Here is an 18,069-nt window from a genome sequence, read left to right as displayed (position 1 = left end):
GCCTTTAATGCTGCGCCGGCGCACTGACCTTTTCAGCCAGCCCGTCCGTTGAAATGGATTTCTTCGAAACCAGGCTGATACCGCAGAAGGTCACACTGCAAACGATCCATTCAGCATAAATGACATGGGGCAGCACGCGAACGGCAGGAATGACCATCCAGGCGACGAGGACGATGATCGAGGCCATAATCGTGTAGAAGGCCGCCTGCCGCGAGCAATATGCCGGGGCATACATCGTCATGAGGACGATGACGGCAAAGGCGGTCATGAGCGATAATCCCGCCATGAGCGTCGAAATGATGCCGCTGATCGTAAGGGCAAAGCCCAGTGTAAGAAGTCCTAACAGGAGTACCGACATGCGAGTGATGGCCATGTACTTCTTATCCGACATCTGAGGATCGATGAACTGTTTGTGGATGTCGTGAGAATAGAGCGTCGCTGCCGACAAGAGCAGGTTGCAGGCCGTACTGACATCGGCGGCCCATAAGGAGGCCAAGGTGATTCCGGCAATCCAGGGATTGAGCGACATGATGAGCTGCGGCAGGGCCGTCGTCGGGGAAATTGAAGGATACATTTCCGAAGCAATGACCCCGAGCAGGGCCGCGACGAAACCGACGGGAAGCATGACCAGGCCGCCGATGACGAAGCCTTTGCGGGCCGTCTGCACATCTTTAGCGCCGAGGGAAATCTGAATGATCGCCTGCAGGGAAATATTGACCGTAATCAAGACGACGATCCAGGTAACAATCGTCATCGGTCCCACACCGCTGAAGAAATCCATCGCCGTCACTGTCGGAGCCTGAATAGCCACGACATCGATGCCGCCAGCCATGGCCACGATGAGGAAAGCCGCAACGGTAATGCCGATATACTGCAGCGTTACATTGAGGATATTGGACTGACTGGCCGACCACATGCCGCCGATGAGGGTAATCCCGATGAATACGACGGCACTGGTGAACATCCCCGTAACCGGTGTGAAGATATCCGGCATGAGGGCGGCCAGGACGGCGCCGCCGGCTACATACTGCAGACTCATGACGACGAGCTGCACCAAGACCTGGCAGGCGATGCCGGCCACCATGCTGCGCCGGTCATAATACCTTTCTAAGAGTTCCGGAACTGTCGTAATATGGAGGCGGCGATACTTCTTGGCAACGGTCAGCCCCATAACGATAGCACCGATGCCCCAAGCCGCTGTATACCAGCCGGCAGACAAGCCGACCTTATAGGCCTGTTCGGCAACGCCGATCGTCGAGGCACCGCCGACGGCAAGACCGACGATGGATACCATGATAAGGGGCGTCGTAAGTCTGCGGCCGGCCAATACATAGTCTTCGGTCGAAGAGGCGGCCCGACGCTTCACATACCAACTGATGCCGAAGAGCACGCTGATATAAGCTAAAATAATAACGATTTGAATTCCTGTTGTTCCCATCCTAAAAACTCCTCTCTTCCTAATTTCCCGAAAAAAAAATCGCCCCTAAAAAGGGACGACAAGGTCGCGGTACCACCCAATTTATCGATAGAACAAAAAAAGGGTGGCACCCAGGGACGGAAAAATCCGCGGTACCACCCTATTTATCTTGAATCGATCAACTCATGGCCGTATAACGGCAGCCGCCCCGGTACAGCCTACTTCAGTTCAGCCGTACAGTTCAGGAATGAACTTCGGGCCTCATCCCCTGTATCCTCACACCACCCGGATACTCTCTGAAAAGTTTAAAGGCCTTACTTTTTTCCGTCACAACTGTTATCAGGAAATTAATTGTTGATAATGATTATACCGGAAAATAAATGAAAGTCAAGGACAGATTTCCATAAAAATCAAGAAAAATTACGTAAAACGTCGTACTAATCCGGCAATACCTGCGATTTCAAGATCAAGACGATTTCTGTATTCTTATGCGACTTATAATGATAGCGGAATAATTTTCCAATTAAGGGCAGGTCCGCCAAGAGCGGCACTTTACGGAAATGTTCAAGGTCTTCGCGGCGAATGAGACCGCCGATAACAAGCGGCTGACCTTCCGATAGACGCACCGTCGTCCGAGCCTGACGGGTCGCGATACGATAGGCTTTCAACTCGGGAACAAAGACCGGCGTGCTGACCTCGGCAAAGAGATCGGCCGTTACCGAATTGTCCGGATGGACCTGGGGCGTATAGGTCAATTTGATGCCCGCATCTTCATAAGTCGTACTGATGGCCGTCTCCTGACCGGACCGATGCTCCGTCTGAACGGGGATCTTATCGCCGATGAGGATATGGGCTTCCCGACCATTGCTGGCGACGATATGCGGACGAGCTAAGATTTTCGCCTTGCCTCGTTCTTCTAAGGCGTGAATCGTCCCGGACAGGGAAAAAATGCTGTGATCCGCCCCGCCTTCAACGGTAGACCAATTGTACTCAATGCCGGTCTGCTTCAACAAGCTGTCGTCGATGGAAGCGATTTCAACTGAAACATCAACCTGCCGGACCGGTACATCGAGGCGCCGGACCAAGGCCTGTACGGCAGCCTGGGTCTGTGCCGTCCCGCCGACGACCACCGTATTGGTATCGCCGTGACAGCGCACATCGGCTTCGGGAACCGCCGCCTCAACAGCTTTCTTTACTGCTTCAGGATCGGCATGGCGAAGCTGCCACGTATGAAAGGTCTTGACACTCTTTCCGGAATGGGGTCCGGTCATCGTCCGTATGGGCCCGGAGGCATCGTAATAGAGGCCTTTGCTGTCAGCAATAGCCTGCAGGGCCTCATCGACAGTGATATCATGCAGGGTCATGGTGAGGGTGCCATCTACACTGTCATCGACGATGAGATTGATATGACCCGACCGTGCCAAACCCTCAAGGACGGTCCGAACCGGAACGTCCCTCACCTGAACATCAATGGCAACTGCCTGAAAAGGCAAAAAGCAACAGACCGCTGCCGTCCAGGCTTTGGTATAAAAATTCATGACACTTCCTTTCTCCCCATCACAAGCGAATTTCCCAAAGGTTTCCGTCGCGCATGAGTCCCACGGCCTGGCTGTTGACATAAGCAACATACCAGCCCTGCCAGGATTCTCCGGCTGCACAGGCAGCCGACTGGCCCTGCCACTGTAAAATGACCAGGTGCTCCTCACCTTGATGAATAGACCCGCCAACGGTGGGCAACGTCCACTGCGGCGAAGCGGATTCCTTTTCCGTCACCGATCTTACCGTCAGTGATACCTGAGACACCCCTGTTGGTTCTGCGGCGACAGCTTTCTTCGGCAAACTGCCGCCAAATAAATCAGGCAATGGCTTATACTGTATCGCCGACCTTACGTCGTAGACGAGGCTTCCTTCGGCCTCCGTCTCCGGCGTATCAAAAACGGGATGCTTCTCAGCTTGCTGCTGAGAGGCATCCCGTTTCATGTTTACTTGTCCCTGGGGCTCTTCCCACCAAAACCATACAGCGCCAAGGCAGACAAGTATCCCCACATAGGGAAGCCAAGTCTTGCGACGTTGAACGATACCGTTCCCCACCCTTTGCAGGACCGATAAACCCCTATTTTTTATCGCCATACCCCTGCGGATGGTGTTGATGCCAATGCCAGGCATCGGCTATAATTTGTTCTACGTTACTGTGTGTCGGCTGCCAGCCCGTAAGGCGGCGGATTTTTTCCGACCCGGCAATGAGCACGGCCGGATCACCGGCACGACGCGGTGCTTCTTCCACGTTAAAATCACGGCCCGTAACCTTCTTGGCGGCTTCAATCATGTCCCGGACGCTGAAACCGTTCTGAGAGCCCAGGTTAAAGTACTGTGACTCGCCGCCTTCGGACAGGTAGCGAAGGACCCGTACGTGGGCATCGGCCAAATCCGTGACGTGAATGTAGTCACGGATACAGGTTCCATCAGCCGTCGGATAGTCTGTACCGAAAATTTTAATGCTCTTCCGCTGTCCCAAGGCCGTCTGCAGGATCAAGGGAATGAGATGTGTTTCCGGTGTATGATCTTCTCCGATGGCACCGCTGCCATCGGCACCGGCCGCATTGAAGTAGCGAAGGGCTACATAGTGCAGTCCATAAGCACGGCTGAACTGGGCCAGCATCATTTCGATCATCAGCTTGGTCTGACCGTAGACGTTGGTCGGCTGATACGGCATGTCTTCCGTGATCGGCGTCTGTTCCGGTTCGCCATAGACGGCAGCCGTCGAGGAAAAGACGAAGTACTTGACCTTAGCCTGACGTACGGCTTCAAGGAGGCTGTACGAGCCGACGACATTATTATCGTAATAAATAGTCGGATTTTCCATCGATTCGCCCACCTGGCTATGAGCCGCAAAATGCATGACGGCATCGATGTTCATATCTTCAAGGATCCGGCGCACACCGTCGATATCGTGGATATCGACGACGTAAAAAGGAACCGATTCCGGGACGGCTGCCCGATGGCCGCGGGACAGGTTGTCGATGACGACGACCTTATGGCCTTCGTGAAGCAAGGCCTTCACCGTATGGCTGCCGATATAGCCGGCACCGCCGGTAACTAATACATTCATAACTTAACCTTCCTGCAGTTTTTTCAGGCGGCCGCCGAGGAATTTCTTGTATACTTCGACGCCGGGCTGGTTGAAGGCATCGACGTTGGCAAATTCGCCTTCGTAAGCAATGGACAGGCAGAGCATGAACATCAATTCGCCCAAATGATACGGAGTCATAGCCGGCATGATGTAGTTAGCGCTGGGACGGCCGTCGCCGGCAAGGGCTTCGGCGTTGGAGCTGCGGGCAGCTTCCAAGATCTGGCTGAGGGGCAGACCGCTGAAAGCAGCCAATTTCGGATATTCATCGTACAGGTGAGGCACCGTAACGTCATCGGGCCAGTTTTCGACAGAAACGAACTGGACGACTTTATCCTGGGGCCCTTCCTGATGTTCCTGAGTCTGGGCATGCATGTCCGTCGTACCGACAGCGACGATCGGCGTACGGCCATAGTTGACGACATTGCCCTGCTTATCGAGGCGCTTGCCGAGGGATTCTGCCAAGAGCTGAATATACCATTCCGACAAGGATTTCAAGCTGTCGGCATAGGGCATGAGGACTTCCAGGCTGCGGCCATGATTTTTACCGGCCAGGAATTTAAGGACACTGTTGAGGAGAGCCGGGTTTTTCCAAATATCCGGATTCTGGCAGGCGTGATCCATATCACGGGCACCGTCGAGGAACTGACGGATGCTGAAACCGGTCAGGGCGCCGACGATGAGGCCGACTTCGGAAAAGACGCTGAAACGACCGCCGATGCCATCGGGAACGTAGAAAATGGGCCAGCCCGATTTCTTAGCAAGGCCGTGGAGCAGCGTTTCTTTATCGCCGCCGTCGTGCGGGTCGGTAACGGCTACCGTTTCAAGGGTAATGCCGGCGTCGTTCATAGCGGCTTTTAATACCATATAGTTCGACATCGGTTCGATCGTCGAGCCCGATTTCGAAATGACGACGGCCATAACCGTATAATTCGGTTTCGTCTGGCTGTCATTTTTCAAGAACTGAATAAGGCCTGTCATCTTATGAGAGTCAACATTGTTGCCGGCAAAGAAAGCTTTCGGGAAGCCATTGCGTTCTTCCGTGCTCTTCATATTCCAAAATTCACCGCACTGAACGTCAAACAGTACTTTCCCGCCCAAATAGGAGCCGCCAATCCCCAAGAATACGACAGCATCGACGCGGTTGCGCGTCGTCCGAGCCAATTCTTCCAGGGCAAAAATACGTTCCGGACTGTTGATGTTGCCATCTTCAATGTACGGAAGCTGTGTAAAAAGGACGGCTTCCGGTTCTCCATCTTTGGAGAGATGGCCCGGCATGGTACCGTTTTTGCGCATGTTCATCACTGCTTCGTGCGCTTTGGTATAGACCGGTGAAAAGTCCTTTACCTCTGCTTCCGTGACGGCCTGAGGGCCATAAAGATTGGTTACATCAAAAGTAAAGCCTGAACGTAATTTTAATTGTGTCATGTTCACTTCACTACCTTTCGATAGAATAATGTCTTATTCGCGTATGAAATCATTATAGCACAGAACGGGTATACTATGCCACCTGCGGGGCATTGAATGACCCATGTAAACAAAAAGCCCCTTTAAGGGGCTTTAAAGACAGCAATATCGCAGCTTTTCGTTTAGAATCGCAGCATCGATTGGAGAAAGCTTTGCGTCCGTTCATTTTGCGGATGTTCAAAGACGTCTTCCGGTTTGCCTTGTTCCTGAATAATGCCGTCGGCCATAAAAATAACCCGGTCGGCCACTTCTTTGGCAAAAGCCATCTCATGGGTTACGATGACCATGGTCATGTTTTCATCGGCCAGTTGCTGTATCGTGCGCAGGACTTCACCGGTCAATTCCGGGTCAAGGGCACTGGTCGGTTCGTCAAAGAGCATGATATCCGGGTCCATCGCCAAGGAACGGGCAATGGCCACACGCTGCTGCTGACCGCCGGAAAGGCGTGACGGATAGGTATCCCGCTTTTCCCACAAGCCGACTTTTTTAAGCAGTTCCTCAGCCTTCGGCATGATTTCTTCGGTCTTCATCTTCTTGACGACGCGAGGCGCTTCCAAGATGTTGTCCAGCACGGTCATATGCGGAAACAGGTTGAAGTGCTGAAAGCACATGCCCATGCGGCGACAGATAGCCCGAACGTCGGCAGCCGGTGCATAGACGGCACGCTGGCTTCCGGCCGGCGTACTGGCCATGGTCTTACCGTCGACGACGATGGAACCGCTGTTGATGGTTTCCAACTGGCAAAGACAGCGCAGGAAGGTACTCTTGCCGCTCCCGGACGGGCCGATGATGGAAACGACTTCCCCCGTTTCAACATGAAGGGAAACGTCTTTTATGACTTCCAAATTTCCGAAACTCTTTCGGATGTGATCCATTTCAATAAAACTCATGACAAGACGTCCTCCTTATTCATCATAGACGGCGTAACGTTTTTCCAGGTACCCGAAAATTTTGGTCAGGATAAACGTAAAGAACAGGTAGAATACGGCGGCGACCAAAAAGGCTGTCGTATCGAAATCACGCTGAACGATGGACCGCGTAATACGCAGGATATCGTTCATGGCCAGGATGTAGACGAGGGACGTATCTTTAAGCAGGTTAATCGTTTCATTGGACACTGGCGGCAAAACCCGTTTTACGACCTGAGGCAGGATGATCCGGCGCATGGTCTGAATGTAGGTCATCCCCAAAACCTTGGCACCCTCATACTGGCCGCGGTCGATGGACTGGATGCCGCCGCGGAAGATTTCGGCAAAGTAAGCGGCATAGTTAAAGACGAAGGCGATGATGGCCGCCGGAAATGCCGGCAGGGTAAACCCATTGATGATAAAGGGCAGGCCGTAGTAGATGAACAAGATCTGCAGCATCAGCGGCGTACCACGCATGACATAGATATAGGCATACATGACCTTTCGCAGGACGGCGATCTTAGAAATACGGCCAACGGCCATGAGGATACCCAAGGGCAGACTCAAGACGATGGTGATCACAAAAATTTGCAGTGTAATTTTCAGGCCTGCAGCAACGGCAGGCACAATCTGAATTAAATAATCCATGCTGGCTCCTTCTTCAGGCACGGCGTTTCACACAGGCAGTGTGCAGCACGGAAAAACAACCTCTCCGTCCATGCCGGGGACCTCTCCACGACGGGGAGCTGTCAGCGTCATCTGACCGAAAGGTTGTTTTTCGTACATCTTTCCCGATTACCGTACTTTTATGGTAATATCTTCGTTAAACCACTTCTGGGACAACTTAGTCATTGTACCATCTTCACTCATTTGTTTCAAGACGTCGTTGAGTTTATCCCGCAGGAGGTTGTCGTCTTTACGCAGGCCGACGCCGAATTGTTCGTCGCCCATCTTGTCGTCAATGACTTTAAACTGGCCCGGCTTCTTGGTCATGTAGTAGCGGCCGACGACACTGTCGACGAGGACGCCGTCAATACGGCCGATTTCAAGGTCCATAAAGGCGTTGACGAAGTCGCCGTATTTTTTGACTTCAGACAGGGATTTCTGGAAGTCCATGTTCTTTTCCAAGGCATTGATCGAGCTGCTGCCTTCCTGAGTCCCTAAGATCTTGCCGGCCAATCCTTCGCGATTGGTGATCGGCGAATCATTGCGGACAACGAGGAGCTGCTGGTTGTGCATATAGGGTTTTGAAAAGGCAATTTGCTGTGCCCGTTCATCGGTGATGGTCAAGCCATTCCACAAGAGGTCGACTTGCTTGCTCTTAAGAGCAGCTTCTTTACTGTCCCAGTCAATCGGTTTAAATTCAACCGGGATTCCGAGTCGTTTCGACGCTTCCTGAGCCAGGTCGATATCGAAACCGACGAGGTTGCCGCTTTCATCACGGAAGCCCATAGGCGGGAAATTATCATCGAGGCCGATAACGATTTTATCCGGTAGTTTCTGCTCTGCCTGACTGCTGTTATCAGTACCGCAACCAACGAGTAAGGCAGCCGCTGCTGCTGTCAATGCGCCGGCAGCCAATATTTTTTTCCAATTCATGTAAATTCCTCCTTACAGAGTAACATAACGAGTAAAGGCTGTCAGAAACTCCCTTCCCGGCCTTCAGTCAAAAGCCTGTGAGTTTCCTTACGTTCATCAGGAATGGCCGTTCTCCCAAAAGGCGAACACTTCCTGATGTATATGACATATTTTACTTTATTTCGTTAAAAAGATAAAGGGTTTGGATTATGAAAAATCAGCATGTTTCCATGCTGATCGATGCATATTTCGAATGGTTCACACGGTTACGCCTCTTCATCATCCTTGTCCTGCATGTCCTTGATGGTGTCGATAATCTGTTGTTTACTCTTTTTCGACAAAAACTGGAGTCGGACGGGAAGGACGACGAGGCCCCCTTCTTCGGCTTGGCCTAACTGGATTTCCTGCCACGTATCGCCGATGACAAAGATATCCTTATAAGGCAGGAATACCAGGCTTCGGTCGGTATGAAACAGGTCGTCGTAAAATTCGTGAAGGGATCGGAATTGACGGCGGACAAGGATGCCCTTTTCCGCCACGTAGCACATGATGTCACTTTGCCGGTGCATGCGCCACAGACAAAACGCGAGGACGGCCCAGTTGTCAAGATGCTCGACGAGATGGGCCTCGCCCATCATGAGCCAGAAAAAGTAAATGGCCACCAAGAGAAACAAGACTCTCATAAAACCAGAAAACCATTTTGAATTTTCATAAGCCGCCTTGATGGGGCCGCAGTGAAACTGTTTTTCTAAGTCCTTGTGTTCCATGGCCAGGCCTCCTTCAACGACAATCGGCGGCAAAGCTATTTACGCAGTTTTTTGCTGGTCTTAGGAGCCGTTTTGATGACGACGTTACGGCCATCTTTTACGACTTCCAGGGAAATATCACCGACTCCGTCTTTAAAATAGGCCATCTTGATATCGAGGAGGATGGAACCCACTTTTTCCTGAAGGTCATCGGTAAAGAACTGGCGGCGAAAATCGCCGGCCGTCTGTTTTTTATCTGCTTTTCGAACAGGTTGACGGCGAGGGCTGGCGTCATCATCTTCCCAGCCCGTCGTTTCAAAGGTATCTTCTTCCTGAACACCTTTGAACATATCTTCAATTGAACGATTCTTAGGAATCTTATGTTTTGCCAAGGTCAATCACCTATTCCTTTTCCATTTTATCCGACTTTTCCGAGGCTTCATGCATGCTGTTTAAGGTGATGCTGTTGAAGTCTTCCGGCGTCCGATAGGTAGCAATCTTCTTAAAGCCTACGCCTAAACGGCCGCGATAAGCGGCAATGACTTTGTCGTCACGATTCATTTCAGCGATATAGATTTCCTGGCCGTCGAGGCCGATGAGTCTGAAATTACCGCTCGGTGAAATTTCACGCCAACTGCTGGTAGCCCCGTCGAGCATGTAGACGACGCCGGTCCGGAGGTTATCGTAGAAGAAGGTATCCGAATCGTAGAAGACGGCAATGCGGCCGATATTTTCAGCCTGGACGTGAATGCGCCGCGTATCATAGTTGGCGTCGGTCCGATAAATGCGGTAACGGTCTTCGCCGACTTCAAGTTTCATGTAAACGACGTTGGTCGCCGTCGAATACGCGACGTCGACGATTTTGCTGTCTGCCGGTGCATCTTCAATAGGCGTATCTAATTCGCGGTCCGGATAGATGGGGTTGTACTGGGCGATGTAGACACCGTATTCCCCGGTCTTATTGTCGCGGCCATAGGTTGCAAAGATAGCCAGATTGCGGTCCGGAAGCCATTCAAAGAAGGATACGTTGCGGCCGTGCAGATTGATGCGCTGAGGATCGTTCTTTTTCCCGGCTTCATAGATCGTAACCTGATCGTCGAGGATGGTCGCCATGAAGCGCTTGTCATAGGAATAGAAGCTGCGGCCGTTCGTTTCCGTACCATCCCCCATGGCTTCCTGCTGGGTCGTACCGCCGATTTGGAAATCCGACGTCGGCGCAAACAAGACCTGATCCAAATAAATATAAACGCCGGCCTGGACGGCAATACCGGCCACAAAGACGGCAATAAACTTTCGAAATTTCATAGCCTGCCCTCCTACTTGACGACGAACGCCGTCGGAATCATGCGTTCACCCAAGAGGTCCGCCGGTTTGTTGACGACTTTTCCATTGTAATATAAGGTCGAGCTGGACCCGCCGTCGAGGTTAGCTGCAATGACGGCACCTTCTTCATACAAAATATTCTGCAAATCGCGCAAGGTCGCACCGACAGAATAGCCAGGCTGACGGCCGTCGATAACCAGCAGCAGCACCGTGCCGTCCTTACGCTGGCCAATAGCCGTGCGCGGTCCGACACCCCAGCCGCCGTCGCCATTGGTAATCATCTTTTCACCGTTGACGATGAGCGCCGGTCCGAAGGAAATGCCTTCGACGACGTCCTTTTCCCGCAGTTCGGCCTTGGAATAATTGCCGACGATGAGGTTGCCGCCGGAAGTGAAGCCGACAAATTCATTCGTTTCATCGTCAGAAGAGTTTTGACCGAGGAGGTACTTTCCATCATGGATGATGAAGCCGTAAGGCTGGCGGCCCGTCCCGGTCCCATTGGCATCATAAAAACCGCCGGCATTGATGGCCGCTACAGCACCGACGCGTTCGGCAATGCCGCTCGTCGTATCGCCTTTTTCATCCATATTTTCCGCCGTTGCTACCTGCAGGCGATGGGGATCAGGGACTTCCAGCAAGAAGCCCTTAAACCGACTGGAATCAATATTTTTCAGGGTAAGTGTCGTATCCGTGCGGGCCTTGAAATTAAACAATTCCTGCTTCGGCGTCGAACTGATACCGCCTAAGATCTCATCGATTTCCTGCTGCGTAAAAAGCCACGTAATGTACTGCGGATGGCGGCTCTTCAAAATAGCGCCCACAACCGTCCGCTTCAAATTGTCGAAGGGTCCGAAGAGGACGACAAAGGGTGATGTCAGAGAGAAAAAAATGGCGATAAAGATAAAAAACTTACCGATTTCTTTTACGTGTTTCCTCATATGTAACCTCGAAAAAATAAAGTTAACGTTCTTCGTATTGCGGTGTCGTAACGCGCTGCTTGAAGTTTTCAATGTCGACAGCGTTGCCGATCCAAATCCGTTTGACGGCATACAGGTTATCCCCGTATTTTGCCCAGCCCGGATCCATGGTCACGGCCATTTTAATACCAGCGGCCTTTAAGACGTCGCCGGCTTCCCGGGTATACCCGCCATAGGGATAACAGAAGTATTCATTAGTAATGCCGAGCTGTTCTTTTAACTCAGCCTGGCTCTTTTTGACTTCGTCGGCAAAGGAGTTGCCCGTCATCTCCGTCGCCCGCTCATGATGATAGCTGTGCGAGGCAATGGTAAGGCCTGAGGCCTGCATTTCCTTTACCTGCTGCCAATTGATGCGCGTCCCCTGGTCGGTGTCATAGGTCGGCACGAAGACCGTCCCGGCAAAGCCATATTCCTTTAAAATCGGCATGACGATACGATACGTATCGGGGTAGCCGTCATCGAAGGTGAGGACGACGGGCCGAACCGGCACCGGTTTGCCCTTGGCCAAATAGTCGTACAGCTGATCCATGGTCAGGGGATGAAAATCGTTATCCTTTAAAAATTTCATCTGTTCCCGGAAATGAGACTCTAAGAGAACGGCGTCATTATCCGGAACGTCGCCGATCATATGGTACATCAGAACGGGAATCCCCTTTTCCGGTACGGCCATGGCAACTTCCTGCGGCGGGTTCTTTTCCGCCGCAGGTGTGTCCGCCGTTTTATTGTCCAGTGCGCAGCCTGCCAGGATAAGGCAGCTCAACAGAGCCATACAGGCCAATTTCAAGATGCGCAAATCGTACAGCTCCTCTCGTCAAGATTATTCGCTGTCCCGTAAGGTAACTACGGGCAATTCATCGTAATGGCCGGCCAGGAAAAGCCGGATATAGCGTTCGGCATCGTCGCGGATGTCACGCATCGCTTCGACGGAATGGAAGCTGACGCTCGGCGTCAATAAGAACTCCGGCCGGGCAATCATCTTGAGCAGCATCGGGCTCGGATGTTCTGTCGACAGGGCATCGAGGGCGGCGCTGCGGATATGGCCGTCGTCGACGGCATGGTACAGAGCCGCTTCATCAACCAGGCCGCCGCGGCAGCAGTTGACGAACATGGAGCCCTTTTTCATTTCTTCGAATTGTTCATCCTGAAAAATGTAGCGTGTCGATTCGTTCAGCGGCATGTGCAGTGATACGACGTCGCTAGTCTGAAGAAGTTTGTCAAAATCGACGGGGCGGACGCTGCTTTCCATCATGAATTTTTCACTGACGAAGGGATCGTAAGCCTGGATTTTGCATCCAAAAGCCTGCAATCGCGAAGCAACGGCACGGCCGACATGGCCAAACCCGACGAGGCCGATGAGATTTTTGCTGACCCGGTGAAGGGGCCAGGGAACAGCCCCGAATTCCCAACGGCTGTTGGTCCGGATATCGCTTTGATATTCCGGCAGCTGACGAATCAAGGCCAAAATCATGGCACAAGCATGGTCGGCAATGTCGTCGACACAGTAGGAAGTATTATTGATGACCATGACGCCCTTTTCGTGGGCCGCTTTCACGTCGACGTTATCCGACCGGGTCGATAAGACGACAATCAATTTCAAGTCATCGAGTTTCTCGAGGAGTGAAGCCGTAATCGGTTCATGATGGCAAATGAGAATATCTGCTTCCTGAAGCCTGTCGGCTAATTCATCTTCATCTCCTGGAGGACAATATTCAACGCGCGCTACATCGCGCAGTCTCTCTCCAAAATCATCTTCATCCTGACGTCCTGTCAAAACACTTATGTGATACATTATCACAGCCCCTTTTCTATAAACAAAATCATTTAGACATAAAGATACATCTAATTATATACCATGTAATCGTCAATTATCAAGTATTCTGGCCGACCTTGACGGAGTTGTCGAAACTTTGATATAATATTTTCGTTATGGAAAGGTGTCCGAGTGGTTTAAGGAGCTAGTCTTGAAAACTAGTGATGCGGCAACGCACCGTGGGTTCGAATCCCACCCTTTCCGCCAAACAAAAAAGCAGGTCCCGACGGGGCCTGCTTTTTTTATATACCGGTATGCCGGATTGGCATACGCTCGAGTCGGTTCAAAGCCTTTTACTTGCGATGGAAAAAGTGCGGCGAATCGCCCCATTGGCCAAAACCAATCGTATCGCCGACGGAAGCGACGCGGGCGCTGATGCAGTTTTTGCACTGTTCCGGCACTTCATCGACACAAGGTTTGTTGTCATACAAGAGGTACTGCGGACGGAATTTAGGAACGGTGACGATCGGCATGAGGACGTTGGCCCCGGCCTTTAAGCCCAGTTCCCGTCCCAAAGGATGGAGAGCCTGAAGGGCCGTCGTCGCTGCGATGTTGACGTCGGGTAAAAAGAGGCGGGTCACGGCGATCATCTTAAGTCCCATTTCCAGCCGCCGCTTCTGTTCTTCTTTGCTGTCCATGCCGCTGGCAAGGACGGCTTTCCCGATGGGCGTATTATGGTGGACGACGTAGGGTCCCATGCCGATCATATCGATATCCATGTCGCGGTAGAGGAGGATATCGTCAGCCAAGTCGCCGAGGGTCTGGCCGGGAAGGCCGATCATATCCCCCGTCCCGACCTGATAGCCGATACGGCGCAGGCTTTCCAGGCAGGCTTTGCGGACCTGCCATTTATGATGGCCGTCATCGGGATGGAGGGTCGCATAGAGAGCGGGATTGCTGGTCTCGATGCGCAGCAGGTAGCGGTGGGCACCGGCTTCAAACCAGCGCCGATAGGTTTCTTCCGTCTGTTCGCCGACACAAAGGGTCAGGCCCAGCTTGCCGTCGCTCAGTTCCTTGATGTCGCGGACCAGGCCTTCGACATAATCGATGAAGGCCTCGTCCTGCCGTTCGCCGGACTGGATAGTCAGGGAGCCGTACTTATTCTCATAGGCCCAGCGGGCCATGGCCAAAATATCTTCCCGCGGCGTATCAAAGCGTTCGACTTCGTCGTTGCTCTTGCGGATGCCGCAGTATTTACAATCTTTAATGCAGTAGTTGGAAAACTCGATGAGCCCCCGATAGTAGACGACGCGGCCGACATTTTCAGCCTTGACGGCATAAGCCGCATCATACAATTCCTGCAGGTCGTCGGGCTCAGTCAGACTCAGCAGGGCGATTAAATCATCGCGGGTTTTCGGTGGTTTAATCTTCATCATAATATCTCCTTTCAGAACCGCCGGAAGCAGCCCTTACAGAAAAGCGGAGGAAAGGCCTTTATTCTTCGTTGGCCCAGTGGATTTTTTCAAAGAATAAGAAGACGCAGCTCATGACCATGGCGACGACCGTTGCCAGGCCCATGCCCTTGAGCTGGACCGGGCCGAGTACGATGGTAGCGCCGCTAAGGCCGGAAATCATAGTGACCGCCGTTAAGATAAGATTCTTCGAACGTGTATAATCGACTTTCTTTTCAACCAGCATGCGCAGCCCCGATGCGGCAATGAAGCCGAACAAGAGGATGCAGACGCCGCCCATGACCGGCGTCGGAATGGCGTGGATGAGGGCCGCGATTTTACCGATAAAGGAAAAGAGGATGGCAAAGATGGCAGCGCCGCCGATGACCCAGGTGCTGTATACACCGGTAATGGCCATGACGCCCATATTTTCACCGTACGTCGTATTCGGCGTCGAGCCGACGAGGCCGGAGAGGACGTTCGATACGCCGTCGGCGAAGAGCGAGCGGTGAAGGCCCGGATCGGCAATGAGGTCTCGGCCGACGATATCACTGGTAACGAAGAGGTGCCCCAGGTGTTCAGCCAGGACGACGAACAGGGCCGGCATGATCATCATGATGGCACTGAGGTTAAATTCCGGCTTATAAAAAGTCGGCAAGGCAAACCAGGGAACTTCCTGAACATGGGTCAAGTCGACGACGCCCATGAAGAAGGACAGGATATAGCCGGCAATGACGCCGATAAGAATGGGGATGATGCCGATGAAGCCGCGGCCGAGGACAGTCGTCAAAATGGTGACGATCAAGGTAAAGGTCGAAATGATCATGGCCGTTTCGTTGGACATGCCCTGGACTTCGCCCATATAGCCCGACATGTTCATGGCCAAGGGCGCCAATTCCAAGCCGATGATGGCGACGATAGAACCCATGGCAGCTGGCGGAAAGAGGATGTCGATCCACTTCGTACCCACCTTATCGACGACGGCCGCCAAGATAATAAAGGACAGCCCGAAGACGATGAAGCCCCCCTGGGCATCGCCATAGGTCATGCCCGGCGTAGCCGTAACGGCCAGGACCGGAGAAATAAAGGCAAAGCTCGAGCCGAGATAGGCCGGCAGCCGCCATTTACAAATGGTCAGGTACAGCAAGGTGCCGACGCCGTTCATAAATAAAGCCGTTGCCGGATCGACATGGAGCAGGAACGGGACCAGGACTGTCGAGCCGAACATGGCAAATAAATGCTGCAAACTCAACGGAATAGTCGGCAGTACGGGCAGCCGTTCTTCTACGTGGATAACCCTATGTTGTTGCATGCAATCTCCTCCCAAAAAAGACAGATTTCTTATAAAAAATCAGCGTTATCAGGCGCCGCTCCTTAGAACGGCTCCTGTTCGACGTCAGCCTGCCCCGCCTCGGCTTCGCAGAAATTATCATAACTGATGCGCAGTAAAAACGTAACCGAAATGATATTTAAAATAAGCGAAGACCCGCCGTAGCTGATAAAAGGCAGGGGCACCCCGACGACAGGGACAATGCCCGTGACCATGGCCATGTTGATGAGGCCCTGGATGCAGAGCGAAAAGGTAATGCCCAAGGCCAGAAAGGTTCCGAAGCGGTCGCGGCAGCGGATAGCCGTTTTCACGCCGACGGACAGCAGGCTGCAAAACAAAAACAAGACGGTGACGGCCCCGATGAGGCCCCATTCCTGGGCGATGACGGCAAAGGCAAAGTCCGTATGGGCTTCCGGCAAGTAATTGAACTTACTGATCCCGGTCCCCATCCCCTGGCCAAAGACGCCGCCGGAGCCGACGGCAATATAACTTTGAACCGTTTGATACCCGCTGCTCTGACTATAAGGCCACGGGTCCCACCAGGTAACGATTCGCATCATCTGGTACGAGTGGGCAAAGAGATAAACACCGAGTCCGATAAGGGCGACGACGCCAATGGCAAAGGCCAGGCGCTGCTTCCATGAAAATTTGGTGTGAATCACCGTCAGTTCGCAGCAAAAAAACATCATCAGAACAGGGAAAAAGATGACGATAGCCGTCCCGGCATCGGGCTGCAGTGCTACTAAGAAAGCAAAAAAGAGGGTCGGGAAAAAGGCAAAAAGGCCGTATCGATTGAGGAATAAGGCAAAGAGCCGCTTCCCGAAGGGAATCTTTCGTTCCAATTTATCGATGGGAAAGATATTGCGCAGGTGAAGGGACATCAATTCCTTATTCCCATGTCGTTCCAAATAAAAGGCAATGGCCGCAGCCATCGTGATAATCGCCGCTAACTTGGCAAACTCCGAAGGCTGAAAGGAAAAGGCACCGAAGCCCAACCAGCGGCGAGCGCCGTTGACCGTAATGCCGACGAATTTGACAGCGATGAGGCAGACGATATTGATTAGGACAATTTTGCTGCACCAGCGGCGAATAAACTGATACCCCAGCTTCCAAATGACCCGGGCAATGACGACGCCGGCAACTAAAAAACCCAGTTGTTTGCCCAAATAACCGGACAAGGACGCTCCTTCGTCGAGGACAAAGGTCGAGCTGAGGATATTTTCAAGGCCAATGACAACCAAGAGGGATACAGACGCCAGCATCCAAAGGAGGTTACTCCTCCGGGCCTTCGTTTCGGCATTCATCTTTTTCGACAACATGAGCTATCACTTCCTGTGGGCGTGTGGCAACACAATGAAAAATAGGCTGTCCCTTGGCACTGAATTTAGCCTCGTATTCGGTCATGGCTTCATTCAACACCGAGCTGTTATGCAAATCATAGGTCACTTCCGACAGCGGCCATCCGCAGGCTTTAAATTCATCGAGGGTAAAGTCGAAAAGGCCGGCATTGTCGGACTTAAAGTAGATCTTGCCGCCTTCTTTTAAAAGACGGGCATAGCGGTCGAGAAAGCTGCGGTAGGTCAGACGCCGCTTGGCATGGCGCTTTTTAGGCCAGGGATCGCAGAAATTGATGAAGAAGCGGTCGACTTCACCGGGCTCAAAAATATCTTCCAGTCGGGCGACATCACAGCGCAGGAGCTGCACATTATCGACTTCGGCATCGGCACACTTCTTGCCGGCATAATAGAGGACCCCGGCCTGAATTTCAATGCCGATAAAGTTGACGTCGCGGTGAAGCTGGGCCAATTGGGAAATAAAGTTTCCCTTGCCGGTCCCAAGCTCTACCCACAACGGCGCTTCCGGGGATTTAAAGAGCGTATGCCACTTCCCCTTATACATTTGACAATCGTCGAGGTGGAGAAACTCATTGTACTCCTTGATAGCCTCGTCAATCCACGGTTTTCTTCGTAAACGCATGTATCCTCCTCGATTCAT

Annotated in this window: 18 protein-coding genes, 1 tRNA gene and 1 other annotated feature; of the genes, 1 reads left to right on the top strand and 18 read right to left on the bottom strand. The window is 52.3% G+C overall.

Annotated elements, in window-relative coordinates:
* Nucleotides 1-4 precede the first annotated feature (4 nt).
* The 14 genes from HMPREF3201_RS04250 to HMPREF3201_RS04185 all read right to left on the bottom strand — a co-directional run bounded on the left by HMPREF3201_RS04250 (nt 5) and on the right by HMPREF3201_RS04185 (nt 13,332).
* The gene (locus HMPREF3201_RS04250; protein WP_062411902.1) at nt 5-1,438 is read right to left on the bottom strand and encodes a sodium:solute symporter family protein; all 1,434 of its coding nucleotides are present in this window, start codon (nt 1,436-1,438) and stop codon (nt 5-7) included.
* 48 nt (nt 1,439-1,486) lie between these two features.
* Nucleotides 1,487-1,757 (bottom strand) — a binding site (T-box leader).
* A 97-nt stretch (nt 1,758-1,854) separates the two neighbouring features.
* Nucleotides 1,855-2,955, bottom strand: coding sequence for a type II secretion system protein GspD (locus HMPREF3201_RS04245; RefSeq protein WP_062411901.1), 1,101 nt, complete (start codon nt 2,953-2,955; stop codon nt 1,855-1,857).
* A gap of 19 nt (nt 2,956-2,974) precedes the next feature.
* Entirely contained in the window at nt 2,975-3,397 is a 423-nt protein-coding gene (locus HMPREF3201_RS04240) for a hypothetical protein (RefSeq protein ID WP_062411921.1), read from the bottom strand.
* Between the two features lie 133 nt (nt 3,398-3,530).
* Complete coding sequence (galE, locus tag HMPREF3201_RS04235) at nt 3,531-4,526, bottom strand: UDP-glucose 4-epimerase GalE (protein ID WP_062411900.1); 996 nt, start codon at nt 4,524-4,526, stop codon at nt 3,531-3,533.
* Nucleotides 4,527-4,529: 3 nt separating this feature from the next.
* Entirely contained in the window at nt 4,530-5,972 is a 1,443-nt protein-coding gene (locus HMPREF3201_RS04230; protein ID WP_062411899.1) for a glucose-6-phosphate isomerase, read from the bottom strand.
* Between the two features lie 161 nt (nt 5,973-6,133).
* Nucleotides 6,134-6,901: an amino acid ABC transporter ATP-binding protein gene (locus HMPREF3201_RS04225; protein ID WP_062411898.1), complete on the bottom strand. Its 768-nt coding sequence runs from the start codon at nt 6,899-6,901 to the stop codon at nt 6,134-6,136.
* A 15-nt stretch (nt 6,902-6,916) separates the two neighbouring features.
* Nucleotides 6,917-7,567 (bottom strand): amino acid ABC transporter permease, encoded by a 651-nt coding sequence (locus tag HMPREF3201_RS04220; RefSeq protein WP_062411897.1) that lies wholly within the window; start codon nt 7,565-7,567, stop codon nt 6,917-6,919.
* Nucleotides 7,568-7,714: 147 nt separating this feature from the next.
* On the bottom strand, nt 7,715-8,518 hold the full coding sequence (locus HMPREF3201_RS04215; RefSeq protein ID WP_062411896.1) for an amino acid ABC transporter substrate-binding protein: 804 nt from the start codon (nt 8,516-8,518) through the stop codon (nt 7,715-7,717).
* Between the two features lie 245 nt (nt 8,519-8,763).
* Nucleotides 8,764-9,264, bottom strand: coding sequence for a hypothetical protein (locus HMPREF3201_RS04210; RefSeq protein ID WP_062411895.1), 501 nt, complete (start codon nt 9,262-9,264; stop codon nt 8,764-8,766).
* A gap of 35 nt (nt 9,265-9,299) precedes the next feature.
* A complete protein-coding gene (locus HMPREF3201_RS04205; RefSeq protein ID WP_072272017.1) occupies nt 9,300-9,635 on the bottom strand; it encodes a hypothetical protein in 336 nt (111 codons plus the stop codon).
* Between the two features lie 10 nt (nt 9,636-9,645).
* Nucleotides 9,646-10,548 carry a hypothetical protein gene (locus HMPREF3201_RS04200; protein ID WP_062411894.1) on the bottom strand — a complete coding sequence of 301 codons (903 nt, stop codon included), beginning with the start codon at nt 10,546-10,548 and terminating at the stop codon, nt 9,646-9,648.
* A gap of 11 nt (nt 10,549-10,559) precedes the next feature.
* Nucleotides 10,560-11,504, bottom strand: a complete 945-nt coding sequence (locus tag HMPREF3201_RS04195) for a phosphodiester glycosidase family protein (RefSeq protein WP_062411893.1) — start codon at nt 11,502-11,504, stop codon at nt 10,560-10,562.
* Nucleotides 11,505-11,526: 22 nt separating this feature from the next.
* Nucleotides 11,527-12,336 (bottom strand): polysaccharide deacetylase family protein, encoded by an 810-nt coding sequence (locus HMPREF3201_RS04190; protein WP_062411892.1) that lies wholly within the window; start codon nt 12,334-12,336, stop codon nt 11,527-11,529.
* Between the two features lie 24 nt (nt 12,337-12,360).
* Entirely contained in the window at nt 12,361-13,332 is a 972-nt protein-coding gene (locus HMPREF3201_RS04185) for a C-terminal binding protein (protein ID WP_062411891.1), read from the bottom strand.
* Between the two features lie 139 nt (nt 13,333-13,471).
* On the opposite strand from HMPREF3201_RS04185, the gene HMPREF3201_RS04180 reads away from it, so the two are divergent.
* Nucleotides 13,472-13,560, top strand: a tRNA-Ser gene (locus HMPREF3201_RS04180).
* An 86-nt stretch (nt 13,561-13,646) separates the two neighbouring features.
* Here the strand turns inward: HMPREF3201_RS04180 and hydE are convergent.
* From hydE to trmB, 4 genes are all read right to left on the bottom strand, one after another.
* A complete protein-coding gene (gene hydE, locus HMPREF3201_RS04175; protein WP_062411890.1) occupies nt 13,647-14,726 on the bottom strand; it encodes a [FeFe] hydrogenase H-cluster radical SAM maturase HydE in 1,080 nt (359 codons plus the stop codon).
* Nucleotides 14,727-14,787: 61 nt separating this feature from the next.
* Nucleotides 14,788-16,056 carry a uracil permease gene (uraA, locus tag HMPREF3201_RS04170; protein ID WP_062411889.1) on the bottom strand — a complete coding sequence of 423 codons (1,269 nt, stop codon included), beginning with the start codon at nt 16,054-16,056 and terminating at the stop codon, nt 14,788-14,790.
* A gap of 62 nt (nt 16,057-16,118) precedes the next feature.
* Nucleotides 16,119-17,393, bottom strand: coding sequence for an FtsW/RodA/SpoVE family cell cycle protein (locus HMPREF3201_RS04165; protein WP_062411888.1), 1,275 nt, complete (start codon nt 17,391-17,393; stop codon nt 16,119-16,121).
* The gene (gene trmB / locus HMPREF3201_RS04160; protein ID WP_062411887.1) at nt 17,347-18,051 is read right to left on the bottom strand and encodes a tRNA (guanosine(46)-N7)-methyltransferase TrmB; all 705 of its coding nucleotides are present in this window, start codon (nt 18,049-18,051) and stop codon (nt 17,347-17,349) included. Before trmB ends, HMPREF3201_RS04165 begins: the two co-directional genes overlap by 47 nt.
* Between the last annotated feature and the right edge of the window lie 18 nt (nt 18,052-18,069).

The organism is Megasphaera sp. MJR8396C (assembly GCF_001546855.1).
Lineage (GTDB): Bacteria > Bacillota > Negativicutes > Veillonellales > Megasphaeraceae > Megasphaera.
The sequence above is the reverse complement of the archived record's forward strand: the minus strand, read 5'-3'. Positions and strand labels throughout refer to the sequence as shown.

Excerpts from the sequence above, each read along its gene's own strand:
- HMPREF3201_RS04250 (WP_062411902.1), bottom strand. The coding sequence starts at position 1,438 with ATGGGAACAACAGGAATTCAAATCGTTATTATTTTAGCTTATATCAGC.
- HMPREF3201_RS04245 (WP_062411901.1), bottom strand. The coding sequence starts at position 2,955 with ATGAATTTTTATACCAAAGCCTGGACGGCAGCGGTCTGTTGCTTTTTG.
- HMPREF3201_RS04240 (WP_062411921.1), bottom strand. The coding sequence starts at position 3,397 with ATGAAACGGGATGCCTCTCAGCAGCAAGCTGAGAAGCATCCCGTTTTT.
- galE (WP_062411900.1), bottom strand. The coding sequence starts at position 4,526 with ATGAATGTATTAGTTACCGGCGGTGCCGGCTATATCGGCAGCCATACG.
- HMPREF3201_RS04230 (WP_062411899.1), bottom strand. The coding sequence starts at position 5,972 with ATGACACAATTAAAATTACGTTCAGGCTTTACTTTTGATGTAACCAAT.
- HMPREF3201_RS04225 (WP_062411898.1), bottom strand. The coding sequence starts at position 6,901 with ATGAGTTTTATTGAAATGGATCACATCCGAAAGAGTTTCGGAAATTTG.
- HMPREF3201_RS04220 (WP_062411897.1), bottom strand. The coding sequence starts at position 7,567 with ATGGATTATTTAATTCAGATTGTGCCTGCCGTTGCTGCAGGCCTGAAA.
- HMPREF3201_RS04215 (WP_062411896.1), bottom strand. The coding sequence starts at position 8,518 with ATGAATTGGAAAAAAATATTGGCTGCCGGCGCATTGACAGCAGCAGCG.
- HMPREF3201_RS04210 (WP_062411895.1), bottom strand. The coding sequence starts at position 9,264 with ATGGAACACAAGGACTTAGAAAAACAGTTTCACTGCGGCCCCATCAAG.
- HMPREF3201_RS04200 (WP_062411894.1), bottom strand. The coding sequence starts at position 10,548 with ATGAAATTTCGAAAGTTTATTGCCGTCTTTGTGGCCGGTATTGCCGTC.
- HMPREF3201_RS04195 (WP_062411893.1), bottom strand. The coding sequence starts at position 11,504 with ATGAGGAAACACGTAAAAGAAATCGGTAAGTTTTTTATCTTTATCGCC.
- HMPREF3201_RS04185 (WP_062411891.1), bottom strand. The coding sequence starts at position 13,332 with ATGTATCACATAAGTGTTTTGACAGGACGTCAGGATGAAGATGATTTT.
- hydE (WP_062411890.1), bottom strand. The coding sequence starts at position 14,726 with ATGAAGATTAAACCACCGAAAACCCGCGATGATTTAATCGCCCTGCTG.
- uraA (WP_062411889.1), bottom strand. The coding sequence starts at position 16,056 with ATGCAACAACATAGGGTTATCCACGTAGAAGAACGGCTGCCCGTACTG.
- HMPREF3201_RS04165 (WP_062411888.1), bottom strand. The coding sequence starts at position 17,393 with ATGTTGTCGAAAAAGATGAATGCCGAAACGAAGGCCCGGAGGAGTAAC.
- trmB (WP_062411887.1), bottom strand. The coding sequence starts at position 18,051 with ATGCGTTTACGAAGAAAACCGTGGATTGACGAGGCTATCAAGGAGTAC.